Source organism: Vibrio sp. L5-1 (genome assembly GCF_021728315.1).
GTDB lineage: Bacteria > Pseudomonadota > Gammaproteobacteria > Enterobacterales > Vibrionaceae > Vibrio > Vibrio splendidus_K.
In genome coordinates, this window is the sequence record NZ_JAKKCQ010000005.1 from 74,764 (window position 1) to 93,988 (window position 19,225).

The window sequence follows — 19,225 nt, forward strand, 5'->3', positions numbered from 1 at the left end:
GCAATTTGCAATTCCAGTTTGCAAAACAAGCAGGGATTTACGGCCAATACGTGTTCAGATGCTTAGTAAATACGTGTTTTAAAAGTTGGCACGTATGATGCATAAGTAATGGTGACCCTTCTTAAGCCGAGGGTCACCTAGCCAACTGACGTTGTTAGTGAACCCATATTGTTCACACAAAATATATGACCAATCACCTTTATTGTGGTTGGTTTTTTTTTTGCCTGAATTTTGAGTTCTACTTGTTGGTTTTACTTTTTTACTCACCACACTTCGAGTAACAGCTTGGTTGGCGAGGGCACTCTCCACCTCTGGAGCAGATAAGCCTAGCCTCTGTCTCAATCCCACGTTCAATCCAATTTATATTTAGAATCTTGGCTATTGTCGTGAGATCTTTCTTGATGTTACGCGGGATTACCACAGAGCCACCATTGTTGACGCATGACGCCTTAAGCTGCTCTGCTATATCTCTTGAATTACCGCCTTGAGCATCAATCGCTGGGTTTAAGTCTATACCAGCACACAACACGCGATTGTTACCCGCGGGATCCGTCATATTGATGGATTCACAGCAATAGATTCTTGGCTCATCTCCCACATTTAAAATGGAGATCTGAGCTGAGCTACCTGCCCGAGGTTCTGACAATCGACGGAATACAGCCCAATGTTGACATGGGTCAGCGACCGTTCTCATATTCCCCCAAGGCAGTGGAATCCCGTTCCCGCGGTATACCGCCTTGAGTTTCCCCGGCCCATAAGCATCAAAGTAGTGCCAGTGAGGGTAGGGCGATACTACCGTCATTCTACGCATCGCAACAGAGGGGGAAACCCCCGCTCTCTTATGAACGTCTATTTCGTAACCAGTGCGGTCTAGCAGCTGTCTAAACGGGACTTTCGGGCACAGAAGTGCTCCTGCAAAGAAACTGGATTCAAAGTCTCGCCACGCTTGCAGAATGTCTTGAGAGTTCAGCTGTGAAGAGCCTGAAACCTGGTTGTCATCCCATGTGTTGTTGTTACCGACCGACAACACACTCTTTAGGCCTTCTTTACTATGCAGAATGCAATGGCCGATATAAACCGAGAGATCGTATTTCAGACGAGTGGGGTACTCTTTGAGAATTTCGTTTAAAAAGATCGTACCGGGAGGCTCAAAGAATGAAGTAACCAGTTGCTTGGCATTAATTCCTAGCTCGTCAACCACGTCTTGCGGCGTGCGCGTAACCCAGCGGATATTAATACCAAGCGTTCTAGCGATGTCTATAAGGTCTTCTACGCTGAGGTTAAGACGTTTTAGGCCAACCTCCTCTGCGGCGCGCTCAAGGTCAGGGAAGTGGTTCTGGTTGCTTTCTTGGTGTGCCCTAATCAAGAGGTGCGCAAACTGACGGCCAGAGATCCCCGTTTGTGACAGCATCTCAGGAATCGCAATCTGCAGGATGTCGTTGGAGAAAAGAAAGCTAGGCTCGAGTGCCATGCCACTTATCCCACCACGATTCCCTTTGTCAGGTGCAATGGCTTGTTGTTCTGATTCGTCGTCGAGGAACCACGTTGGGGTCTTCTGAAAAACCTGCGCAATCACTTCCAGCATGTCGATGCTTGGCACACGCTTTCCACGTTCAATCATTGAAAGGTAAGAAACGGAAGGTGCGTATTCTGGGTTGATTCGAATACAACGCGCAGACAGATCTTCCATCGTTAAATGGTTACGTTTTCTTAGGTTACGTATTTTCGTACCTAGGAAATGAGACTGACGAACTAAACTTTTTGACAAGGCCATATTTGTAAAATTCACATTGTAAAATTTTTGTTGTGAAATTGTATGTAAAAAAGCGCTAATCTACAAACTAAGCAATTCACAAAATGACAAATAAATTAAACGTTAGTTTGGAATAATTGCTCTAGGACACATTTTTGCTGTAGAAATCGGTGGTTGTCACCGGGCTAGTCAAGAGGGAAAGACTATGAATATGCTTACATTCGATAAAACAGAAATCCAAAAACAATCAAAACCATTTATCGCTGAAGCTGTCTTTGCCGTGGAGACAATCAGTGCCAACCAGCAAATAGAGAAGCAAGTGAAAGCAAAACAGCTGCTTGATCGACTGTTCCCACTAGAGAATGGTTCACATCAAGACGTAACCAGCTACGTAGTTGATTACCGCCATATCATGGCTTACTTTAAAGATGGCCAGCACAGCGGCCTAAAGCACCCTAAACAGTTTGTAGCGTACATGGGTGAGAAGAATGACCCAGACTCTATCTTGTTCCGAGATGGCAGTGGCAGTCACTTAGAAGTGATGTTTGGATGTCATAAAGGGACAGGGTGTATTGAATTGGTAGAGATCGATGATATTCAGTTAGAATCATGCACCACGTTCGGTCAATCGCCAGTGGAAGCAACCACCACAATGCGCGAAGAGACCATTGCAGCAATGCGCCACTGGATCAGCTTGATTCAAGGTGATGCAAAGGGCAAACCAAAGGCATGCAGCGAAGATAAAGAGTTCAGAGCAAAGAGTGGTGAAGATTACTGCCTGAATTATTGCTACCAGCTTTAGTCGTATGAAATAAGGTTTGGAACGCTGGAGGGTTTGACCCCAGTAAGTACTAAGCCGATACACATAGCCAACGAAAAAGCCCCAAAGATTAATGTACTAGTTAGTCTTTGGGGCTTTTTGTTATTTTTTAAATGTGTATCAATTCGCGTTCACGGTTTCTCATTGAGCAGAACCAGCTGTGAAACCTTAAAGAGGCATGACTCGGTTGCGGCCAAGTGATTTCGCTTCGTAAAGTAACTTATCAGCTCGTTCGATCAGTGATTGCGCCGACTCACCGGGCTCAAGTTCAGCGACACCAAACGATGCGGTGATACTACCGACTTGTTGACCACTGCGACGATCTTTAATAGACAGCTTTTCTAGAGAGCGTCGATTAGTATCTGCGAGCTGACGAGCAATACGCAAAGACTTGTTTGGCACGATGAGTGCGAACTCTTCACCACCAAATCGATACGCAGAAATACCCTCACGACAACTTAGCTTCAGCTTGCGAGCTATCCCTTTAAGAACCATATCGCCAAACAAGTGGCCATAGGTGTCATTGAAATTTTTAAAATGGTCTATATCGAGAAGGATGAGACATAGTGACTGTTTGGCTTCGCATAATGTTTCCAAATCACGATCTAGAGAGCGTCGGTTATAGAGTGTCGTTGTACTGTCAAAGAGCGCATCTTTCTGCACTTCTACTAATTGGGTTTTTAGCTTGGTGATTTCTGACGTTGCAGAGTTCAACTGAGAGTTTAAAAACTGAGTAGAGTGACGAATATGACGAGACTCAGAAACCAACTGACGAACCAACGACATGACTTCGTCGATCGATAGACTTTCATTATCAACACGAGCCAAATCCTCGAAGCTTTTATCGATCATGTCGGAAAAAGCGGAGGTATCGGTGAGAGTATCATTCATTGAATTCGAAACTTCAGAAACTAACAGTTCTAGGTTAGCGCGAAGATCGTTGATATTGGTTTCAGATTTGCTCGCAACGTAATTGTTGTAAAGCTGCTCACCAACGGCTGGAGGACAAATGCCGTAGTGTTCTAAAACACCATCCATGTCTTTAGTTAGCTGTGGGATAGCATTATCGACATAGGTGTACCAAAGTGCGTAATTTGCAGGTGTGGTAGACACTCTGTTCTTCATCATAAGAGGTACCGCTTTTTTTAGATTAGCGGTGGATTTCTGGAATTCGTCTTTTTTCATTATTTTTACTGCAGATACCAAACTAACTCAAGCCACTTGTGGACAAGGTTAGCGGATTTCGCAGGTCTTTGCTTTAAAAATTATATGATTAATCGATGAGGATTGGATAAATAACTCATTTTTATTATGAATATCGATTGCGTATTCATAAATGGTGTCTAATGGATTGTTCTTTAACCATATTTTTGGTTATTCACTATGGAACATAGGTTAAGTTTTTTATTAAAACCTTAGTCTGGGAGAGAACTGTGATTTCAGAATCGATTGGAGAAGTAACGCAGAAATTTGAATCGAGAGAGGGAAAGGGTGAAAACATTGATGAGCAGATACAAAAAAGCGCCGATAAAAATCAGCGCTTTAAAATTCTTTTTAGCTAAAAGCTAATTATTGAGCAACAACGTTTGCTGCTTGTAGGCCTTTTTGACCGTTTTCAACTTCGAAAGAAACCTTTTGGCCTTCTTTCAGAGTTTTGAAACCTTCTGAAGCGATTGCACGGAAGTGTACGAATACGTCAGCACCGCCGTTGTCTTGAGAAATGAAACCGAAACCTTTCTCTTCGTTAAACCATTTTACAGTGCCAGTATTTGTGTTAGACATAATTTGTCCCTTATTCATAAATTTTCTAAATTGTTGATTGCATTACTGCAATGCGCTGATAATTGAATTATTTAATGTTGCTAAGAAATAAGGAAAAACTACTTACAAAAACGGGTAACGATTTTACATGTCATTTTTTACTATTCATCTAACTTAAATAACTCCGGCTAACAGAGCGAGTGCATGTTAACACAGTCTTTCCGGTTGTACACTCATTGATTGAGAAATCAGCGAGTTTTTTTGTCATGTTGTGCTCGTTAACAAAACCACCTGAAATAGCTGATGGTTTTATAAAATCACACGCCGTGACAAAGTAAAAAGGACGCCTAAGCCTCCTTTTCATCATTAGTATAGACGATATTATCGTTTGAAGTTGATATCTTCAGTTTTATCTAAATTAATTTTTGTTTTCGCTGGTTGAGTCTCTGCGATTACCTTGCCGTGGCGAATTGAGTACTGCACTGGTACTTGGCGGCGCACGGCATCAAAGCCATCGTCAGCAGGAAGAATTAGCAGGCTTCCTGGCTTACCTTCCTCAATACCGTAGTTGTCTTGGATGTTCAATGTACGAGCTGAGTTCTTGCTGATTAAATCAAGAGAGGTGTTAATTTGGTCGTAGCCCATAACTTGTGTTACGTGCAGTCCCATGTGCAGAACTTGAAGCATATTCGCTGTACCCAGCGGGTACCATGGGTCAAACACATCATCATGGCCGAAACATACATTGATATTAGCCGCTAGCATCTCTTTAACACGAGTCACACCACGACGTTTCGGGTAGTCGTCGAAACGGCCTTGTAAGTGGATGTTCACTAACGGGTTTGCCACGAAGTTAATGCCAGACATTTTTAATAGACGGAATAGGCGAGATGCATAAGCACCATTGTAAGAACCCATTGCTGTCGTATGGCTTGCCGTTACCTTATCACCCATGTCGAATTTATGAGCAAGGGCCGCCAGTGTTTCAACAAAGCGAGATTGCTCGTCATCGATTTCATCACAGTGAACGTCGATCAGACAGTCGTACTTGCGAGCAAGCTCAAACGCATAGTGCAGAGATTCAATACCGTACTCACGAGTGAATTCGAAGTGAGGGATAGCACCAATAACGTCAGCACCAATTTTCACTGCTTCTTCAAGCAACTCTTTGCCGTTAGGGTATGAAAGAATACCTTCCTGAGGGAATGCAACGATCTGGATGTCGACCCACTCTTTCATCTCTTCACGAACTTCAACCATCGCGCGTAACGCAACTAACGTTGGATCAGATACGTCAACGTGAGTACGCACGTGTTGAACACCGTTAGCAATCTGCCATTTCAGTGTTTGTTTCGCACGAGACTTTACGTCTTCGATTGATAACAATTCTTTACGCTCAGCCCAACGCTCAATACCTTCAAACAAAGTACCAGAGATGTTCCAGTTAGGTTCTCCAGCCGTTTGCGTCGTATCTAGGTGAATATGCGGTTCACAGAAAGGAGAAACTGCAATGCCACCTTCAGCATCAAGGATGTCACCTTGATGATTGATTGGTGCGTCATTATCGAGAATGCGAGAAAATTGACCATTTTCAATCAGGATTTGTTTCAAGCCGTCTTGGTCTTGAAGCTTCGCGTTCTTGATTAATAAGGTTGTCATAGTGTGTCCTTAAGCGGCCTGAGATTTCAGAGCGTTTTTATTCAATAGAGGGTTAAGCACGAGGTAACTGGTTGCACCACCAAACACGGCATTCAAAGGAACGATGCCAGGAAGGAAGTGACCAGCGGCAACGCCTGTTGCTACCGCGATAATGCCAGCCCAGTTAACGGTTTGGAACTCTGCTTTTGCAAAATCTTTGTAACGTTTACGGTTCGCAAAGAAGTCGGCGATGATTACCCCACCAATGGGTGGAATTGCCAGCGAAAGGAAGGTTAACCAACCGACGAAGTTGTTGTACAGCCAAAGCGCGAAAATCGTACCCACGATGCCGTTGATGATAGACATTGTAGTACTTGAGCGGCCAGTGATGTTGGATAAACCAAGACCTGACGCATAAAGTGCGTTTTCATTGGTTGTCCAGATGTTCAAGCCTAGAACGATGATGGCTGGAAGCAGAAGACCTTGCGCAATCATCACATCTGAAATGTCAGAGAGACCCGTCGCTGCTGCACCTGCCGCGCCAAAAATAAACATCAGTGAGTTACCGATGAAGAATGCGACCATGGTAATTAACACTGCGCTCGCTGGCTTTTTACCAAAGCGAACGAAATCGGCAGTTAACGTACCTGCACTCACGAATGAACCGACAACCATTGCTAACGCCATTGAGAAGTCCATTGGTGTTTCCGGCTCAATCAGTTGTAGCTGTTCTAGCCCGCCAACACTGTCTACCGCAGTCAGTACTGAGTAACCACCCAGAATTGCAATCGCAGGAACCGCAATCGCTGAAAGGACCATGAGTGCTTTAATACCGAAGTACACCGTACCCGTCATCAACAAGCCTGATACAACAATCAAGGTGTTGGTATCAATGCCCGTGGCTTTCTGAACTGGAATGGCAAACATTGCCACGCCCACACCAAACCAACCGACTTGTGTACCACCAAGTAAAGCCGAAGGAAGCCATGAGCCTTTAGTACCAAAAGAGAAACGAGCAAGGAGGTGAGTAGAGAGGCCAGTAGATGAGCCGATATAGCCAAGAAAAGAAGTGTAAATACCGAGAATTAGGTTACCGATGAGTACGGCGAGGAAGAAATCGTTGAATGAAAGACCTGTCCCGAGTGAACCACCTGTCCACATACTTGCAGAGAAGAAAGTGAGTCCAAGCATTACCATGGTGAGTGAAGCGACTCCTTTCCTAGCCGATGTAGGAACCGGCCCAAGACTGTAGTTATTATCAGCAGCCATTTTTTACCTCCGCAAATGATCAAAATTAAATTTAACGGTCGCCGTATTGCAGGCAAACGTGCGCATTATGGTGATATAAATTACGTAGTCAATGCTAATTTTGTCAATAAAGGCGGTGTAGCATCAGTTGTTGAACTAAAAGTAATATAAAACATAAGGTTATATTTTATGTTTTTTTAATTAAAATAAATAGAAAACGTTTTCTATAACGCATCAGGTATCTGTTGTTCATAGTTGGCTATGAATGTTGATTATTATATTTATGAATGGGTGTCTGTATCTTGGGCGGGCGATGTTTCTTAAATGACAGGCAAAAAAATGGCCAATCGCAATATTCGCAATTGGCCTATATATATCGTGAACAACAAAGGTTCACTAACAACGTCAGTTGGCTAGGTGACCCTCGGCTTAAGAAGGGTCAATATATACATTGCAGTTAGTGTGCCAACTTTTAAAACGACGAAAAATGGGTGTTTTATAGCAATCTGGTGCGTATTTAAGCGTTTATTTCGCGTTTTTGTAATACTCTGTTGCGTTTTGCAATTGCGTTTTGCAATTTGTGGTAATTACGTGAGGGTAAGGTTGGTGAAGCGATTACCGAATGTTGCTTAATTTTTTGACTTCTGTGGTGTTCTTCTTGCAATTAATGGTGAAATAAACAAAAAGCCCGTGCGATCTCAGATCTCACGGGCTTTGTATTGTTGCATCTAAGAGAAGTGTTAGATGGAGTAGAAGAAGTACAACTGAGACTTCATTCGAATGATGATTCCTCGTATTACGTCTAGGAATGCCATAAAGCTAATTGGCTTCTCACCGCTGACCCAAGCTAGTCCAACAGAGCCGACAGGAATATCGTAGTCTTCCGCTTCGTCAATTTTTAAGCGAACAAAGTGATGCTTGTTCTGAAGGTTTCGACCTGTGGTTACACGAACCTGTTCATCAATACCTAATAAGCTAGCTTGTGCTTCACCTGTTGCTTCAACAATGCCTTCAACGGTTGCTGAGAATATTTTTCCTGGGTATACCGCAGTAGCAAATTCTGCGGGCTGGCCCACTTTAATATTACGAATTGCTTGGTGATTGACTCGCATCAACACGTACTTTTCTTCGGTATACATCTGGATACGAGGCATCATTGAGACTCGTTGACCCTCACGAAGGATAAAGTTCGTCACAAAGCCATCGGTCGGCGCTGTTACTTTGGTGCTGTTAAGGTCCCATTGTGCTTGCGCCAGTGTTGCCTTGGAAGAATCGACCTCTGTTTGTTTCTTGCTAACGTTGGTTTCAGCTTTGTGGATGTTTAATTTCGCGCTCTCGGCATCGACTTCTTTTTTACTGAGTTGAGATTCCAGCGTGGTGACATTGTGAGTCGCTAAGTCTACCTTCGCTGTTTGTTGGTCGATGTCAGTTTCAGTAATCGTATGTTCTACGACACTATTTTGTTTCTGGTAACGATCGAGAGTCTTAGATTGCAGTACTAAGTCCGTCTTTGCTGACTCTATCTGTGCAATAGAAGTTTTAATGTCTTCAAGCGCCGACTGATAGCTAATTTTAGCAATGCTGACTTCTTGGCGAGCAGTGTCTAAAGCGACTTCCGTTGATTCAAGTTGAACGCTTGCTTTGTCTCTCGCAATCACATATCTGGTGTCATCAATTTCGTAAAGAAGTTGCCCTTCAACCACATCTTGGTTTGGGCTGATGTGAACCTTGGTGGTTTTTCCTGTGACCGCTGTTGAGTCCGGACGTAATTGAATATGCGGAGATTGAACAACTGAACCGCCCGAGAGATCCATCGGCGTGAAGTTGATTAACCCAACCCATACGAACATTAACCAAGATGTACCACCTAAGTAAGCAAACGCTTTGGTGCCTTTGTTCCAAGGCATACCTACCAATCTCAGTAAGTAAATGAACAGTGCCCAAATAGCTAAGCCTTCTAACATGCTGGGTTCTCCTCATTTTTATCACTGTGTTCTGGTTGAACGTCAGACTTTGTCGGCGCTTTCCAGGTGTCTCTCAGATTGATGATCGCTTTTTCCATATCAACAAAGGCCAAGATGACGGCGAGTACCCATACCCAGTGCCAGATAAAACCAATCCAAGTTAATGCGGTGATTAAGCCGAGTTGTTGGTGCTCTTTACTGTGAGCTTTATTGATTGGTAATTCATGCACACGCCAGAATCCGTAACATGCAGCAGCGATAGTTGCGATCAATACAACGCCTGCTACTACGTGTAGAGCGGTATCGGCGCCGGTTCCGACAAATGGGACACTTACTAAACTCATTGATAAACCCTAAGTTAAATGATGCACCGAGTGTGATGGGTGTAGGATTTACAAGTTGTAAATTTACTAATTACTTCGATAATGCTATTTATATGATTTGATCTGTCATTGGATTTATAAAGGACTGCCATTAGTGAGTAATTGTAACTTCTTAAGAGCGTTAGGGATTTTGGGAATCTATCGGCACGTCGTGACGAATCCTATGGTTAATGCGGACAGTTTGGGTATTCCGAAGTCTGTATTTAATAATTCAATGAACCTTATTCCAGTTAGTGAAGTCGACAAATGGTTTGGCTTGTTGGAATTACAAACCAATGATCCGGATATCATTTTGAAATTGGCTGATCGAGTTGATATTGAAAGGTTAGGCCCGTTAACTAATTGGTTTTTTTCTGGGCATGATCTTGCTTCGACGATCCGTAGAGTCAACATCGGACTTCATTGTTTGCAGTCGGGTGCTTTCTTATATGGTGCACAGGTAGGGACAATGATTAAATGGTGCTACGACAACCCTGCGTACTCGGAAACGGGTAAAGTGCATGACTCGATAAGAGTCGCAATTTTCATTATGAAGATTTTACGTCGATATTTGGGTGATGATTTTAAACCCGTTGCGGTATCAATTGCGGGCCACCGAGATAACGTCGATCTTTACCAAGAGTATTTCGGTTGCACGATTCAGTGGGGGCAGCCGCGCACTGAAGTTTGGATCCCTAGTGAGTCGAGGTTATCCATCAATCAATCACCATCGAATAGTAAAACAAATCTGGCGATGAATTTTCATGACTTGGATAACTATCTCAACATGCCCGACGCAGAGGACGAGCACAAGGTGACCTACGAGATGATCAATTACAGCCGCCATTTCGGCCTGCCAACGCTGCATAAAGTTTCCAGTCTACTCGGCTTATCTGAACAGCAGTTCCAGCGAAAATTGCATAAAGCTGGCGTTAATTTCTCAACAATTATGGGTTATGCGTTAAGCAACGTGGCTGTAGAGCTCTTGGTGTATTCAGTGCCAGTGGAAGAAGTCGCGACGAGGTTAGGTTATACCAACGTTGCGAGCTTTAATCGGATGTTTAAGAAACATCGAGGTTTGACGCCCAAGCAATATGTGGAGCGCTTAAAAACCGGACTGTAACTATGTTGCCTAACTTGCCTTCGTTTCTTGCGTTAGGCCAGATAAGTAAACCACGACCCAAGTGCTCAAAATGAAAGGGGCGGTGAGTGGTAGCAGTGACAGTTCATGAAAACTGAATGTGATGACACAGCTTAACAGCATACCTAATAGGATTAACGGCCAAGGGATCCGCGGATAGAGCACAAGTGCTAGAGTGGCAAGAATGGCGTTGTACCCGTAAAGACCTTGGGCAACCAGTTCGTGAGAAGCACCGATCATCTTACTAAAAATGGTGCTCATTATTACTGCTAGCACAACCCAAATGGCATGCTTTAGGTTGTTAAGTGCGATGGCGATTAAGATAACGAGCCCCGACAACGCATTTTCGATGAAGCTGACTTGGCTTATCCCTTTTAATAATGGGATAACCACTGGCGGTAGGTTGAACCACGAGTTAGCTTCAATACTGATTAGTGGCATCAGTGCGGAATCAGGTGCAGAAAATGCCGATAGATCCAAGGTTGATTGGATAGCATAAATCAGCCAAGAGGTGAGGATAAAGGCGTTAGTGTAACCGCGGTATTTTTTAAATCTGAATACGATGTGGGCAATGGGGACTGTGAGTAGTGCGCCTACTACAGCCACTAGAACCAATAATGGTGTGACACCAAAAAAGTTACCGATAAATAAACCAATTAAAGCCCCATTTAACGCATACATACCACTACCAATATCGTAAGCTGCCTTGTTGGTGTTGGTGTTGGTGTTGGTGTTGGTGTTGGTGTTGGTGTTGGCGTACATATAGCAACAGAAGGCTAATGCATAGCTGCAACTGGCGCCAAGTAAGGTAAGAAAAGCCAGCGCCAGTGACTCAATAGAAATGGCAAGCAATAGCAGAAGCGACGTCATAACAGACGGTGTGAAATAGACTTGCCCAATGCCATTGAGCAAGCCTTTAAATGGTTGAATATCCTTATTCGTTCTCATCGTCTGATTACATTATTTTGTCATGTTAAATTTTTGTGATTCAGATTGTATACAATTTTATTAAGTTGACCATCTTTGTGTATCAATTCTGATACCAGCGCTCACCATAGGCTTGTTGGTAATCTGGTGTTTCAATGATGCCTTCTTGCTCTGGAACCGTTTCTAATGGCCCTACGATCGTTCGATAAGGTAATACGCCAGCCCATACTGGGATATCCATATCAGTTTTATCATCATTCACGCCATGTTTACCAATCTTCACGGAGGCTTCCGTTAAAGGTATCGCCAATAGCTCGGTTGCGGTGAGCTCTTTTTCATTACTGAGCCTGACTTCATCGGTTCTGCCCGGCGCGATTTGCTCAATAAAGATATTCAACAAGCGATCCTTTTCTCGATTGTCATCGATGACTGAAAATGACCCCAATACCACAGCAGAACGATAATGCGCACTGTGGTGAAATGCCGAACGGGCTAACACCCAACCATCGAACAGAGTGAACGTTAAGCAGGTTGGGTCTCCCTTTTTTAAGCCTTTCAACAAGCGACTGTTTTTAGCCCCATGAATGTAGACCATGTCATCGACTCGCCACGCGAGCATTGGGATAACCATTGGCCCTTGTTCGCCCAGCAATGCAATGTGTGCGATTAAGCTCTCATCTATGATCTGATGAAGTTTCTCTTGTTCAAATACGGCTTTGTGAGCCCCTTTTTTAATCGTGGTTCTTTTCGTGTTAGATAACATAATCGCTCCTTAATCATTGCCTTTTGATTAATGTAGCGATTAACTGGTCTATTAAATAGAGCCACTTTTAAACACTATTTGGATCCAGTTATGCAGCCTATTGATGTCGGCGACCTACAGTTGGACGAACAACACGACACGCGTCAAACCGCCTTGTTTCACGCGATCAGAGAGAAGATCGTTCACGATTTATGGAGTAAGGGCAGTAAGTTACCTTCAACACGTAAGTTGGCCGTTGAGTTATCGGTGAGTCGAAATACGGTGATCTACGCGTACGAACAACTGGTCACCGAAGGTTATATCGAGAGCAAGCAAGGTTCAGGTTTTTATGTCTCGGTTGAACAGCCAGAGCACTTCCTAAGTTTGTCTCAGCCAAACAGTGTTCAGGATGCACCGGTTAAGCACGTAATAAGTCAACCGATGGCAAACATAGCGACACCTAACGACATTAACCGCAGCTTTGCCCCTGGAGTTCCTGATTTAGATGCATTCCCTTTTGCGAAATGGCAGAGGCTGCTGCAACGTCACTCTACGCGGCAGAACATCGCGGGCAATCAAGAGGTTCAGGGAAGCTTGGCCTTGAGGGGGGCATTGAGCGGGTATCTTGCGAGTAGTCGCTCGGTCAATTGTAGTGCTGACAGAATCATCATCACCGCTGGTGCGCAGCAAGCCATCTCAATCGGATTAATGGCGACGTTAGCGATGGGCGACAAAATCCTTGTGGAAGAGCCGGGCTATCGACAAGTGCATAAAATTATTGATCTGTTGAGGCTAGAGCTAGATGGTGTGAGTGTGCGTGAAAAGGTTGGGTTAGATATTGAAAAAGTGTTGTCCAGTAATGCTAAGGCTCTCTATGTTACGCCGAGTAACCAATACCCAATGGGCACGACCCTCAATACTGAACAACGCCTCAAGTTGATCGATTGGGCTAATAAACATCAGTCATGGATCATTGAAGATGACTACGACAGTGAGTTCCAGTTTGCTCATCGCCCTTATACCTGCATGCAAGGCTTAGCGGGAAAATTAGGATTCGATGATCGAATCATCTATGTCGGTTCCCTGAGCAAGGTGATGTTCAATGGCCTGCGACTAGGTTACTTAGTGGTGCCTGAAAGTTTGGTGGCGAAGTGTCTTGAGATTAAAGATGCGCTCACTGGAGACACGGCGTCTCATACACAAGAAGCTTTGGCGGATTTTGTTCGCGAAGGCGATTTACTGCGTCATATTAGAAAGATGCGTCGTTCATACAAACTCAAGCATGAAGCCATGATAGAAGCGATTAAAAGTGAGTTTCATGGCGATCTTGAAGTGATTAGCCAAGCGGCAGGGCTACATGTGACCGTGAAGTGGTATCAAGGCATATCTGAACATGAGTGGAGCCGTAGAGCAGGGCTTGAAAATATCATCATTCGTCCTTTTGACTTTTATGAATATGGATCAAGTGATGCTCGTGATTGGAATGGGGCGGTGTTGGGATTTGGAAATATCCGTTTGGCTGAGATAAAGCCGAAGATCACACAGATCGCTCGGCTTTTTTATCAGTAATATTGGTAGGGCATGCTTACAGTTTGTCGATTCATCATTAATCGAGTTATAACTTGTCGACAGAAACGGTTTTACCTTTACCTAGCCACTTACGCCAAGGGAGTGACAATGTCACAAAAATAGTCACGGCATAGAGCATCGACCAGCTTAAACAGATAAACACTAAAGTACAGATGACCAATGAGAGCATGGCGGTGTATCTAGATGCGCCAGTCAGTAATCGGCAAGCCGCTAACATTGCAAGCAGATAAACCAGAACGAAAATACCGTTGGCGAGTTTAAGAAAGAATTCGAGATCGAGATTAGACAACTCACCAATCACACAAGAGATAAGCGCGACAAAGCCAATTGCTAAGGTTGGGTAAAGTGGTACGCCACGGCTATTGAGTTGAGCCATTCTACTCGTAGGAGTGTGTTGGCGAGCCTGAGCCCAAATCATACGAGACAAGCTTTGTGTGTAAAGGTTTAGGCTAGCAAAACAAGCAAAGAAACCAAGCACACTGATGACGGTTTTGAAGCCATTACCAAACAGTTGTTCTGTTACCCACGGGATGGATGCAGCATCAAATTCAGGTGAACCATAAGCGCCTAGCTTGATAATAACCACCGAGCAAGCCCAGTACACTATGCCCGCAACGAAACACCCTGCAATGATTGCGATGGGAAAGTCACGCTGTGGATTTTTAAATTCTTCTCCCATGTGAGCAAAGGCTTCTATCCCGACAAAGCACCAAAACATCACCGCTAAGGCTGCGCCAATCGACCACATCGAATCAGACGTCATGGTCGGAACTGCGATGTCCGCTGCAGTGATGTCGGCTTTCCAAACAAAGGCGCTAACCAAGGCAAAAATCGACAAGGCGATCACCGTTTGTAAGCGGCCAGAAGACTTACTGCCCATCAAATTGACAGCAATAAGCAGAGCGACGGTAAAGGACTGAGCGCCAAGTGGTGTGTCGAGTGGCGCTGGCAATAGTTGTTGTGCAAAACCTCCAGCCAATGCAATGGCAGCCGGAATACCGACAGGAATAACACTCACAAACAACCAAGCCACGCTGGTTTCTAATCGCTCACTGAACGCCTTGCGAACAAAATAGGCCGTGCCACCTGCATTGGGGTAGCGTTTTCCTAATGCGGCAAAGGTTAGTGCAATCGGGCAAATAGCGATAAACAGGATTAACCACGCGAGCAGTGACAACTGTCCTGCAATGCCTGCTGCGATCGCAGGGATCATAAATAATCCAGTGCCTAGCAAGGTAGTCGAGAGTTGTCCGATTCCTGAAATAAGCGTGATTTCTTGTTTGAGTTGTGTCATTCGCTCTCCTAGCTATTGGCTTATCATATCGGCCTTATTGTGCCTGTCTTCTGATGTATGGGTGATGCTATGAATGAGAGCATACATTGTCGACATCAATAATACAGCTAGCGAAACGTCTTAAGACACCGTCAATTTAACGGTTTTAACTTGATTAAGCGTGAAAGTGTCGGCTGTCATAATGGCTGTTATAAGTAGGAAAGTTGTGTCAAATTAGGCGTTATAAATAGAACAATAAATGGAAAGAATCAGAAGCATGGATAAATTTGATCGCCAAATTTTGGATATTCTCAAAACCAATGCACGATGCTCAGTGAGCGATATCGCCCGAGATGTCAGTCTCTCGCGTTCGGCGGTGAATGCCAGAATCAAGAAACTGGAAAGCGACAAAGTGATTACGGGTTATTGTGCTCAAGTGGCAGAGCCCAATCAAACGAAGAATGTGTGCGCTTACATCTTGTTGAAGTTCGACATGTCGAGCAGCGACCATAGTTGTGAGTCTTACGCGACACGAATCCAGAGTATTGATGAGGTGCAATGGTGCCACTCTATTAGCGGTGAGACTGACATGATGCTTTATGTTGAAGTTGAAAGCATGGACCGTTTGAATCAAATCCGCGATCGGCTGCAAAGCTATCCAGAGCTTCGACACCTCATGACTCATACTGTCTTGACGGAGTTTTTTAACAAACAGAATGCGACGGTGCATTCATGTTAGGCAATATCAACTTAAACCTACTGCGCTCTCTGCATGTGCTTCTTGAAGAGTGTCATGTCAGTCGAACAGCTCAGCGTTTGCACATCACGCAGTCGGCGGTGAGCCGTCAACTGGCTCAGCTTAGAGATCTATGTGGTGATCCTTTGCTGGTTCGTGATGGTAACAAACTGGTTCCGACTAACCGTGCTTTGTTGCTCAAAGGTAAACTCGATGACTTGCTTGGAGAGTTCGACCACCTTTTAGACGATAAACCCTTTGAACCGAAAGACTGGCAGGGTGAACTGGTATTGTCTTCGAGTGACTATGTGGCTCAGTATATTCTTCCTGTTATTGTTGCAGAGGTGTCCGCCGAAGCCCCGAACATTAATTTGGCTTTCCGCTTGTGGCAGCCAAACTACCTTGAAGCTCTGAACGAGTCGGGTATTCATTTGGCTTCCAGTATGTTTCCCACAAAGCCAGAACATGTATCAAGCATTAAGCTTGGTGAAGATAAATCGGTGTGTTTGATGCGCAAGTCGCACCCATTAGCCCACCAATCGGCTTTGAGTGCAGAAGATATCGTCAACTATTCTCACATCAAAGTGACGGGTGGCGGAGATAAAGACAGCTACGCGGACATAGCATTGAAGAAAAAAGGACTTAAACGAAGAGTGGCTCTGCAGGTTCCGTTCTTTTCATCCGCTGGAACTGTATTAATGCAAGACGACTATCTGATGATCGTGCCTGAACATATCGCCTATAACCTAGGTCGGCACCTCGATACTGCCTATTTTTCTTTGCCATTTGATACGGAAATGCACACCTATTGGTTAATGTGGCACCCCAAGTATGACAACGATTCTGCCCACAAATGGGCGAGAGAAAAGGCATTCCAAGCTATGCAGAAGTCGAGTTATAATATCAGTATGACTTGAAATCATAGGTGTAATGATAATCTTTGATTTCAAATAATACCTTCTGCGAATTATGGTAAGTGCTAAGTATTGAATATTAAGCAAAGAGGGTTCAGCTAGGACGCTTTGTTTTACTAGGAATGGAATGATGACAGTAACAATTTGGTTTTCTTTATTAGCGATTTGCTTGTTGGGTGCAATGTCTCCGGGCCCAAGCTTGGCTATGATTGCAAAACACAGTCTGGCTGGTGGCCGCATGAACGGGCTTATCGCAGCTTGGTCTCACGCCGTAGGCATCGGTATTTATGCGTTCGCAACCATTGTTGGTTTAGCCGTTGTACTTGAGCAATCCCCCATGTTGTTCAAAGCCATTAGTTTAGCGGGTGCAGCGTATCTGCTTTATCTCGGCGTGAATGCGTTGCGTTCGAAAGGTGGTGTTGCCGCAAAATTGGAAGCGGGTGAACAGATGAGTTACATGCAGTCTGCTCGCGAGGCTTTCTTGATCTCTATCTTGAGCCCGAAAATCGCGCTGTTCTTCATCGCTCTGTTTAGCCAATTTGTTGCGTTAGGTAATGAACTGACCAATCAAGTGATTATCGTATCAACACCGCTACTTGTAGACGGTTTATGGTACACATTTATCACCTTGGTGTTGTCTAGCCCTTTGATTGTTGAACGTATTCGCTCTAAAGCTCAGTTGATTGATCGACTATCTGGTGTGGTGTTGATTCTGCTTGCTGTGCGTGTGGTGTGGATGATTTAGTCATCACTAGACCTTAAGATCTAAAACGGCTCACAAGATATTATCTTATGAGCCGTTTTTGTTTCTACTGATCTAAACGCTAACAGTTAACAGCTAAAAGAAGTTAGCCTGCTGAGTTTAGAACCGTATCTAATTCTTTCATTGAGTCAGCAAAGTAAGGGTTATAGGTCAAACGAGCATGGTTCTTCCCTTCTTCACGATACCCCCATGCTGAGTACCAAACTTCACTTGTCGCGTTGCACTGTTCTTCAAAACCTGCCTCTTGACCATTGGAGCAGATCTTCTCGCTACCATTGATTCCGTAATACGGATTGCTTGGTGAGAACAGCAAACCCATATGAGAACCGTTCGAAATACGTTGTTCTGGGATCTTCATGCTGTATTGAACAGTGCGAGGATCGTCGAGTGTGGTTTCTCCTTGCCAAACCAAAACATTGTTTGGATTGGGCATCGATTCAGTAAACGCTTGTTGAACGAAGCTAGTGTCAATCACACTGTCGCCTTCACTCATCATAATAAACACCGGTTTATCGAAGTGTTTATCTTGCAGGTCTTCACGAACCACTTCTGATGTCTCGTAGTAAACCGAGGCACCGTTCATTGGCAGTGAGTTGTAACGCAACATATTGTCTTCAGGATCTTGATCCGCCCAAGTGACAAAGTAGCTTGCTAGCCCAGCATACTGAACCGCAGATGAGCTCGGTTGAAACGCAGGAGAGAACAGCAGTAGCCCGGAGATCTTAGGATCGTTCATCGCCTGTGAAGTCACGAGGTTTGCGCCTGTTGAATAGCCGCCAAGCCACACAGAATCATACTCTTGCTCTAGTAACTTCGTATGGTGAGCTACCACACCTTGCCAATCTTTTAAGCTCGGTTGCATTAGGTCACCCACACGACTGCCGTGACCCGGAAGCAATACGGTTCTCACTAAGTAACCTTGCTCAGCCAAATGGGTAGCGATGTCTTTAAACGAATAGGGTGAATCGCCTAATCCATGGACCAATAACACTGCCTTGCCGTTAGGTTTGGTAGGTTTGTATTCAGTCGGGGAGTTCAGTTGAATCTCAAGCTGCTTGTCTTTTGTCATGAACACGCGGTTTTTCAGCAGCCAATCTTGGGTCTCATTGACGTAGGCATCAAAGCTATCTTGCTGATAGGCCGGCAAGCTTGGAGATGTTTCGTAAGCGGGTATAGATGTCTCGTTGGAACAACCAACGAGACTTAAAGTCGTTAAGGCGAGCAGCGTTAGAATGGTATTTCTATGCATTTTTTAATGTTGTCTCTGTTGTGCTTTCACTATGTTTGAAACTAAAGTTTAGATTACTTTCTGCTTGAAAGGTCTTCGTATTCACCTTCAATAACACCGGCATCATTGGTTGATGACTGACGAGTGTTCATATGAGCTGCGAAACCTTGTTTCTTCATTTGATTCTGAATGCGCTTGCCAGTAATTAAAGCTGCGATAGCTAAAGGAATAGCAAGGATCAAGCTAGTGAATAACGCCAAAAGGCCAGTAAACAACGCAACAATCGTAACTAATATATTTTTCATATTCATTCCTCTTTTTCTATGTTGTTACTATATCGCTTCTATTCTGAACGAAACATGAAC

The 19,225-nt window shown here is 44.2% G+C and carries 19 protein-coding genes; 7 read left to right on the forward strand and 12 right to left on the reverse strand.

Annotated features, from left to right (window positions below; translation table 11 throughout):
• Positions 1–259: 259 nt before the first annotated feature.
• Complete coding sequence (locus tag L3V35_RS18020; RefSeq protein WP_017085410.1) at positions 260–1,789, reverse strand: DUF3612 domain-containing protein; 1,530 nt, start codon at positions 1,787–1,789, stop codon at positions 260–262.
• Positions 1,790–1,958: 169 nt separating this feature from the next.
• Between L3V35_RS18020 and L3V35_RS18025 the strand changes: the two genes are divergently transcribed.
• On the forward strand, positions 1,959–2,555 hold the full coding sequence (locus tag L3V35_RS18025; protein WP_114635585.1) for a hypothetical protein: 597 nt from the start codon (positions 1,959–1,961) through the stop codon (positions 2,553–2,555).
• A gap of 186 nt (positions 2,556–2,741) precedes the next feature.
• Here the strand turns inward: L3V35_RS18025 and L3V35_RS18030 are convergent, their stop codons facing one another.
• Positions 2,742–3,758, reverse strand: a complete 1,017-nt coding sequence (locus tag L3V35_RS18030; protein ID WP_237300394.1) for a GGDEF domain-containing protein — start codon at positions 3,756–3,758, stop codon at positions 2,742–2,744.
• 248 nt (positions 3,759–4,006) lie between these two features.
• On the opposite strand from L3V35_RS18030, the gene L3V35_RS25475 reads away from it, so the two are divergent.
• Positions 4,007–4,135 carry a hypothetical protein gene (locus L3V35_RS25475; RefSeq protein WP_267136161.1) on the forward strand — a complete coding sequence of 43 codons (129 nt, stop codon included), beginning with the start codon at positions 4,007–4,009 and terminating at the stop codon, positions 4,133–4,135.
• Between the two features lie 7 nt (positions 4,136–4,142).
• On the opposite strand, the gene L3V35_RS18035 is transcribed toward L3V35_RS25475, so the two are convergent.
• The 5 genes from L3V35_RS18035 to L3V35_RS18055 form a co-directional block, all read right to left on the reverse strand.
• On the reverse strand, positions 4,143–4,355 hold the full coding sequence (locus tag L3V35_RS18035) for a cold-shock protein (protein WP_004730009.1): 213 nt from the start codon (positions 4,353–4,355) through the stop codon (positions 4,143–4,145).
• A gap of 360 nt (positions 4,356–4,715) precedes the next feature.
• A complete protein-coding gene (locus L3V35_RS18040; protein ID WP_017079618.1) occupies positions 4,716–5,993 on the reverse strand; it encodes a cytosine deaminase in 1,278 nt (425 codons plus the stop codon).
• Between the two features lie 9 nt (positions 5,994–6,002).
• The gene (gene codB / locus L3V35_RS18045) at positions 6,003–7,241 is read right to left on the reverse strand and encodes a cytosine permease (protein ID WP_237300395.1); all 1,239 of its coding nucleotides are present in this window, start codon (positions 7,239–7,241) and stop codon (positions 6,003–6,005) included.
• A gap of 719 nt (positions 7,242–7,960) precedes the next feature.
• The gene (locus tag L3V35_RS18050; protein ID WP_237300396.1) at positions 7,961–9,184 is read right to left on the reverse strand and encodes an HlyD family secretion protein; all 1,224 of its coding nucleotides are present in this window, start codon (positions 9,182–9,184) and stop codon (positions 7,961–7,963) included.
• Positions 9,178–9,528, reverse strand: coding sequence for an MFS transporter (locus L3V35_RS18055; protein WP_108208668.1), 351 nt, complete (start codon positions 9,526–9,528; stop codon positions 9,178–9,180). Before L3V35_RS18055 ends, L3V35_RS18050 begins: the two co-directional genes overlap by 7 nt.
• A 133-nt stretch (positions 9,529–9,661) precedes the next feature.
• Here L3V35_RS18055 and L3V35_RS18060 point away from each other — a divergent pair, with 133 nt between their 5' ends.
• Entirely contained in the window at positions 9,662–10,669 is a 1,008-nt protein-coding gene (locus L3V35_RS18060; RefSeq protein ID WP_237300397.1) for an AraC family transcriptional regulator, read from the forward strand.
• Between the two features lie 9 nt (positions 10,670–10,678).
• On the opposite strand, the gene L3V35_RS18065 is transcribed toward L3V35_RS18060, so the two are convergent.
• Complete coding sequence (locus L3V35_RS18065; protein ID WP_237300398.1) at positions 10,679–11,635, reverse strand: urea transporter; 957 nt, start codon at positions 11,633–11,635, stop codon at positions 10,679–10,681.
• A gap of 82 nt (positions 11,636–11,717) precedes the next feature.
• Positions 11,718–12,377 (reverse strand): pyridoxamine 5'-phosphate oxidase family protein, encoded by a 660-nt coding sequence (locus L3V35_RS18070; RefSeq protein WP_237300399.1) that lies wholly within the window; start codon positions 12,375–12,377, stop codon positions 11,718–11,720.
• A gap of 90 nt (positions 12,378–12,467) precedes the next feature.
• Here L3V35_RS18070 and L3V35_RS18075 point away from each other — a divergent pair, with 90 nt between their 5' ends.
• Positions 12,468–13,925 (forward strand): PLP-dependent aminotransferase family protein, encoded by a 1,458-nt coding sequence (locus L3V35_RS18075; RefSeq protein WP_237300400.1) that lies wholly within the window; start codon positions 12,468–12,470, stop codon positions 13,923–13,925.
• 46 nt (positions 13,926–13,971) lie between these two features.
• Here the strand turns inward: L3V35_RS18075 and yjeH are convergent, their stop codons facing one another.
• Positions 13,972–15,240: an L-methionine/branched-chain amino acid transporter gene (gene yjeH / locus L3V35_RS18080; protein WP_065205869.1), complete on the reverse strand. Its 1,269-nt coding sequence runs from the start codon at positions 15,238–15,240 to the stop codon at positions 13,972–13,974.
• 256 nt (positions 15,241–15,496) lie between these two features.
• On the opposite strand from yjeH, the gene L3V35_RS18085 reads away from it, so the two are divergent.
• From L3V35_RS18085 to L3V35_RS18095, 3 genes are all read left to right on the forward strand, one after another.
• Positions 15,497–15,958 (forward strand): Lrp/AsnC family transcriptional regulator, encoded by a 462-nt coding sequence (locus tag L3V35_RS18085; protein ID WP_017082486.1) that lies wholly within the window; start codon positions 15,497–15,499, stop codon positions 15,956–15,958.
• Positions 15,952–16,872 (forward strand): LysR family transcriptional regulator, encoded by a 921-nt coding sequence (locus L3V35_RS18090; RefSeq protein ID WP_237300401.1) that lies wholly within the window; start codon positions 15,952–15,954, stop codon positions 16,870–16,872. Before L3V35_RS18085 ends, L3V35_RS18090 begins: the two co-directional genes overlap by 7 nt.
• A 127-nt stretch (positions 16,873–16,999) precedes the next feature.
• Positions 17,000–17,614, forward strand: a complete 615-nt coding sequence (locus L3V35_RS18095; RefSeq protein ID WP_029221972.1) for a LysE family translocator — start codon at positions 17,000–17,002, stop codon at positions 17,612–17,614.
• Between the two features lie 103 nt (positions 17,615–17,717).
• On the opposite strand, the gene L3V35_RS18100 is transcribed toward L3V35_RS18095, so the two are convergent.
• Complete coding sequence (locus tag L3V35_RS18100) at positions 17,718–18,881, reverse strand: alpha/beta fold hydrolase (protein ID WP_237300402.1); 1,164 nt, start codon at positions 18,879–18,881, stop codon at positions 17,718–17,720.
• A 53-nt stretch (positions 18,882–18,934) separates the two neighbouring features.
• On the reverse strand, positions 18,935–19,165 hold the full coding sequence (locus L3V35_RS18105) for a hypothetical protein (protein ID WP_029221973.1): 231 nt from the start codon (positions 19,163–19,165) through the stop codon (positions 18,935–18,937).
• Between the last annotated feature and the right edge of the window lie 60 nt (positions 19,166–19,225).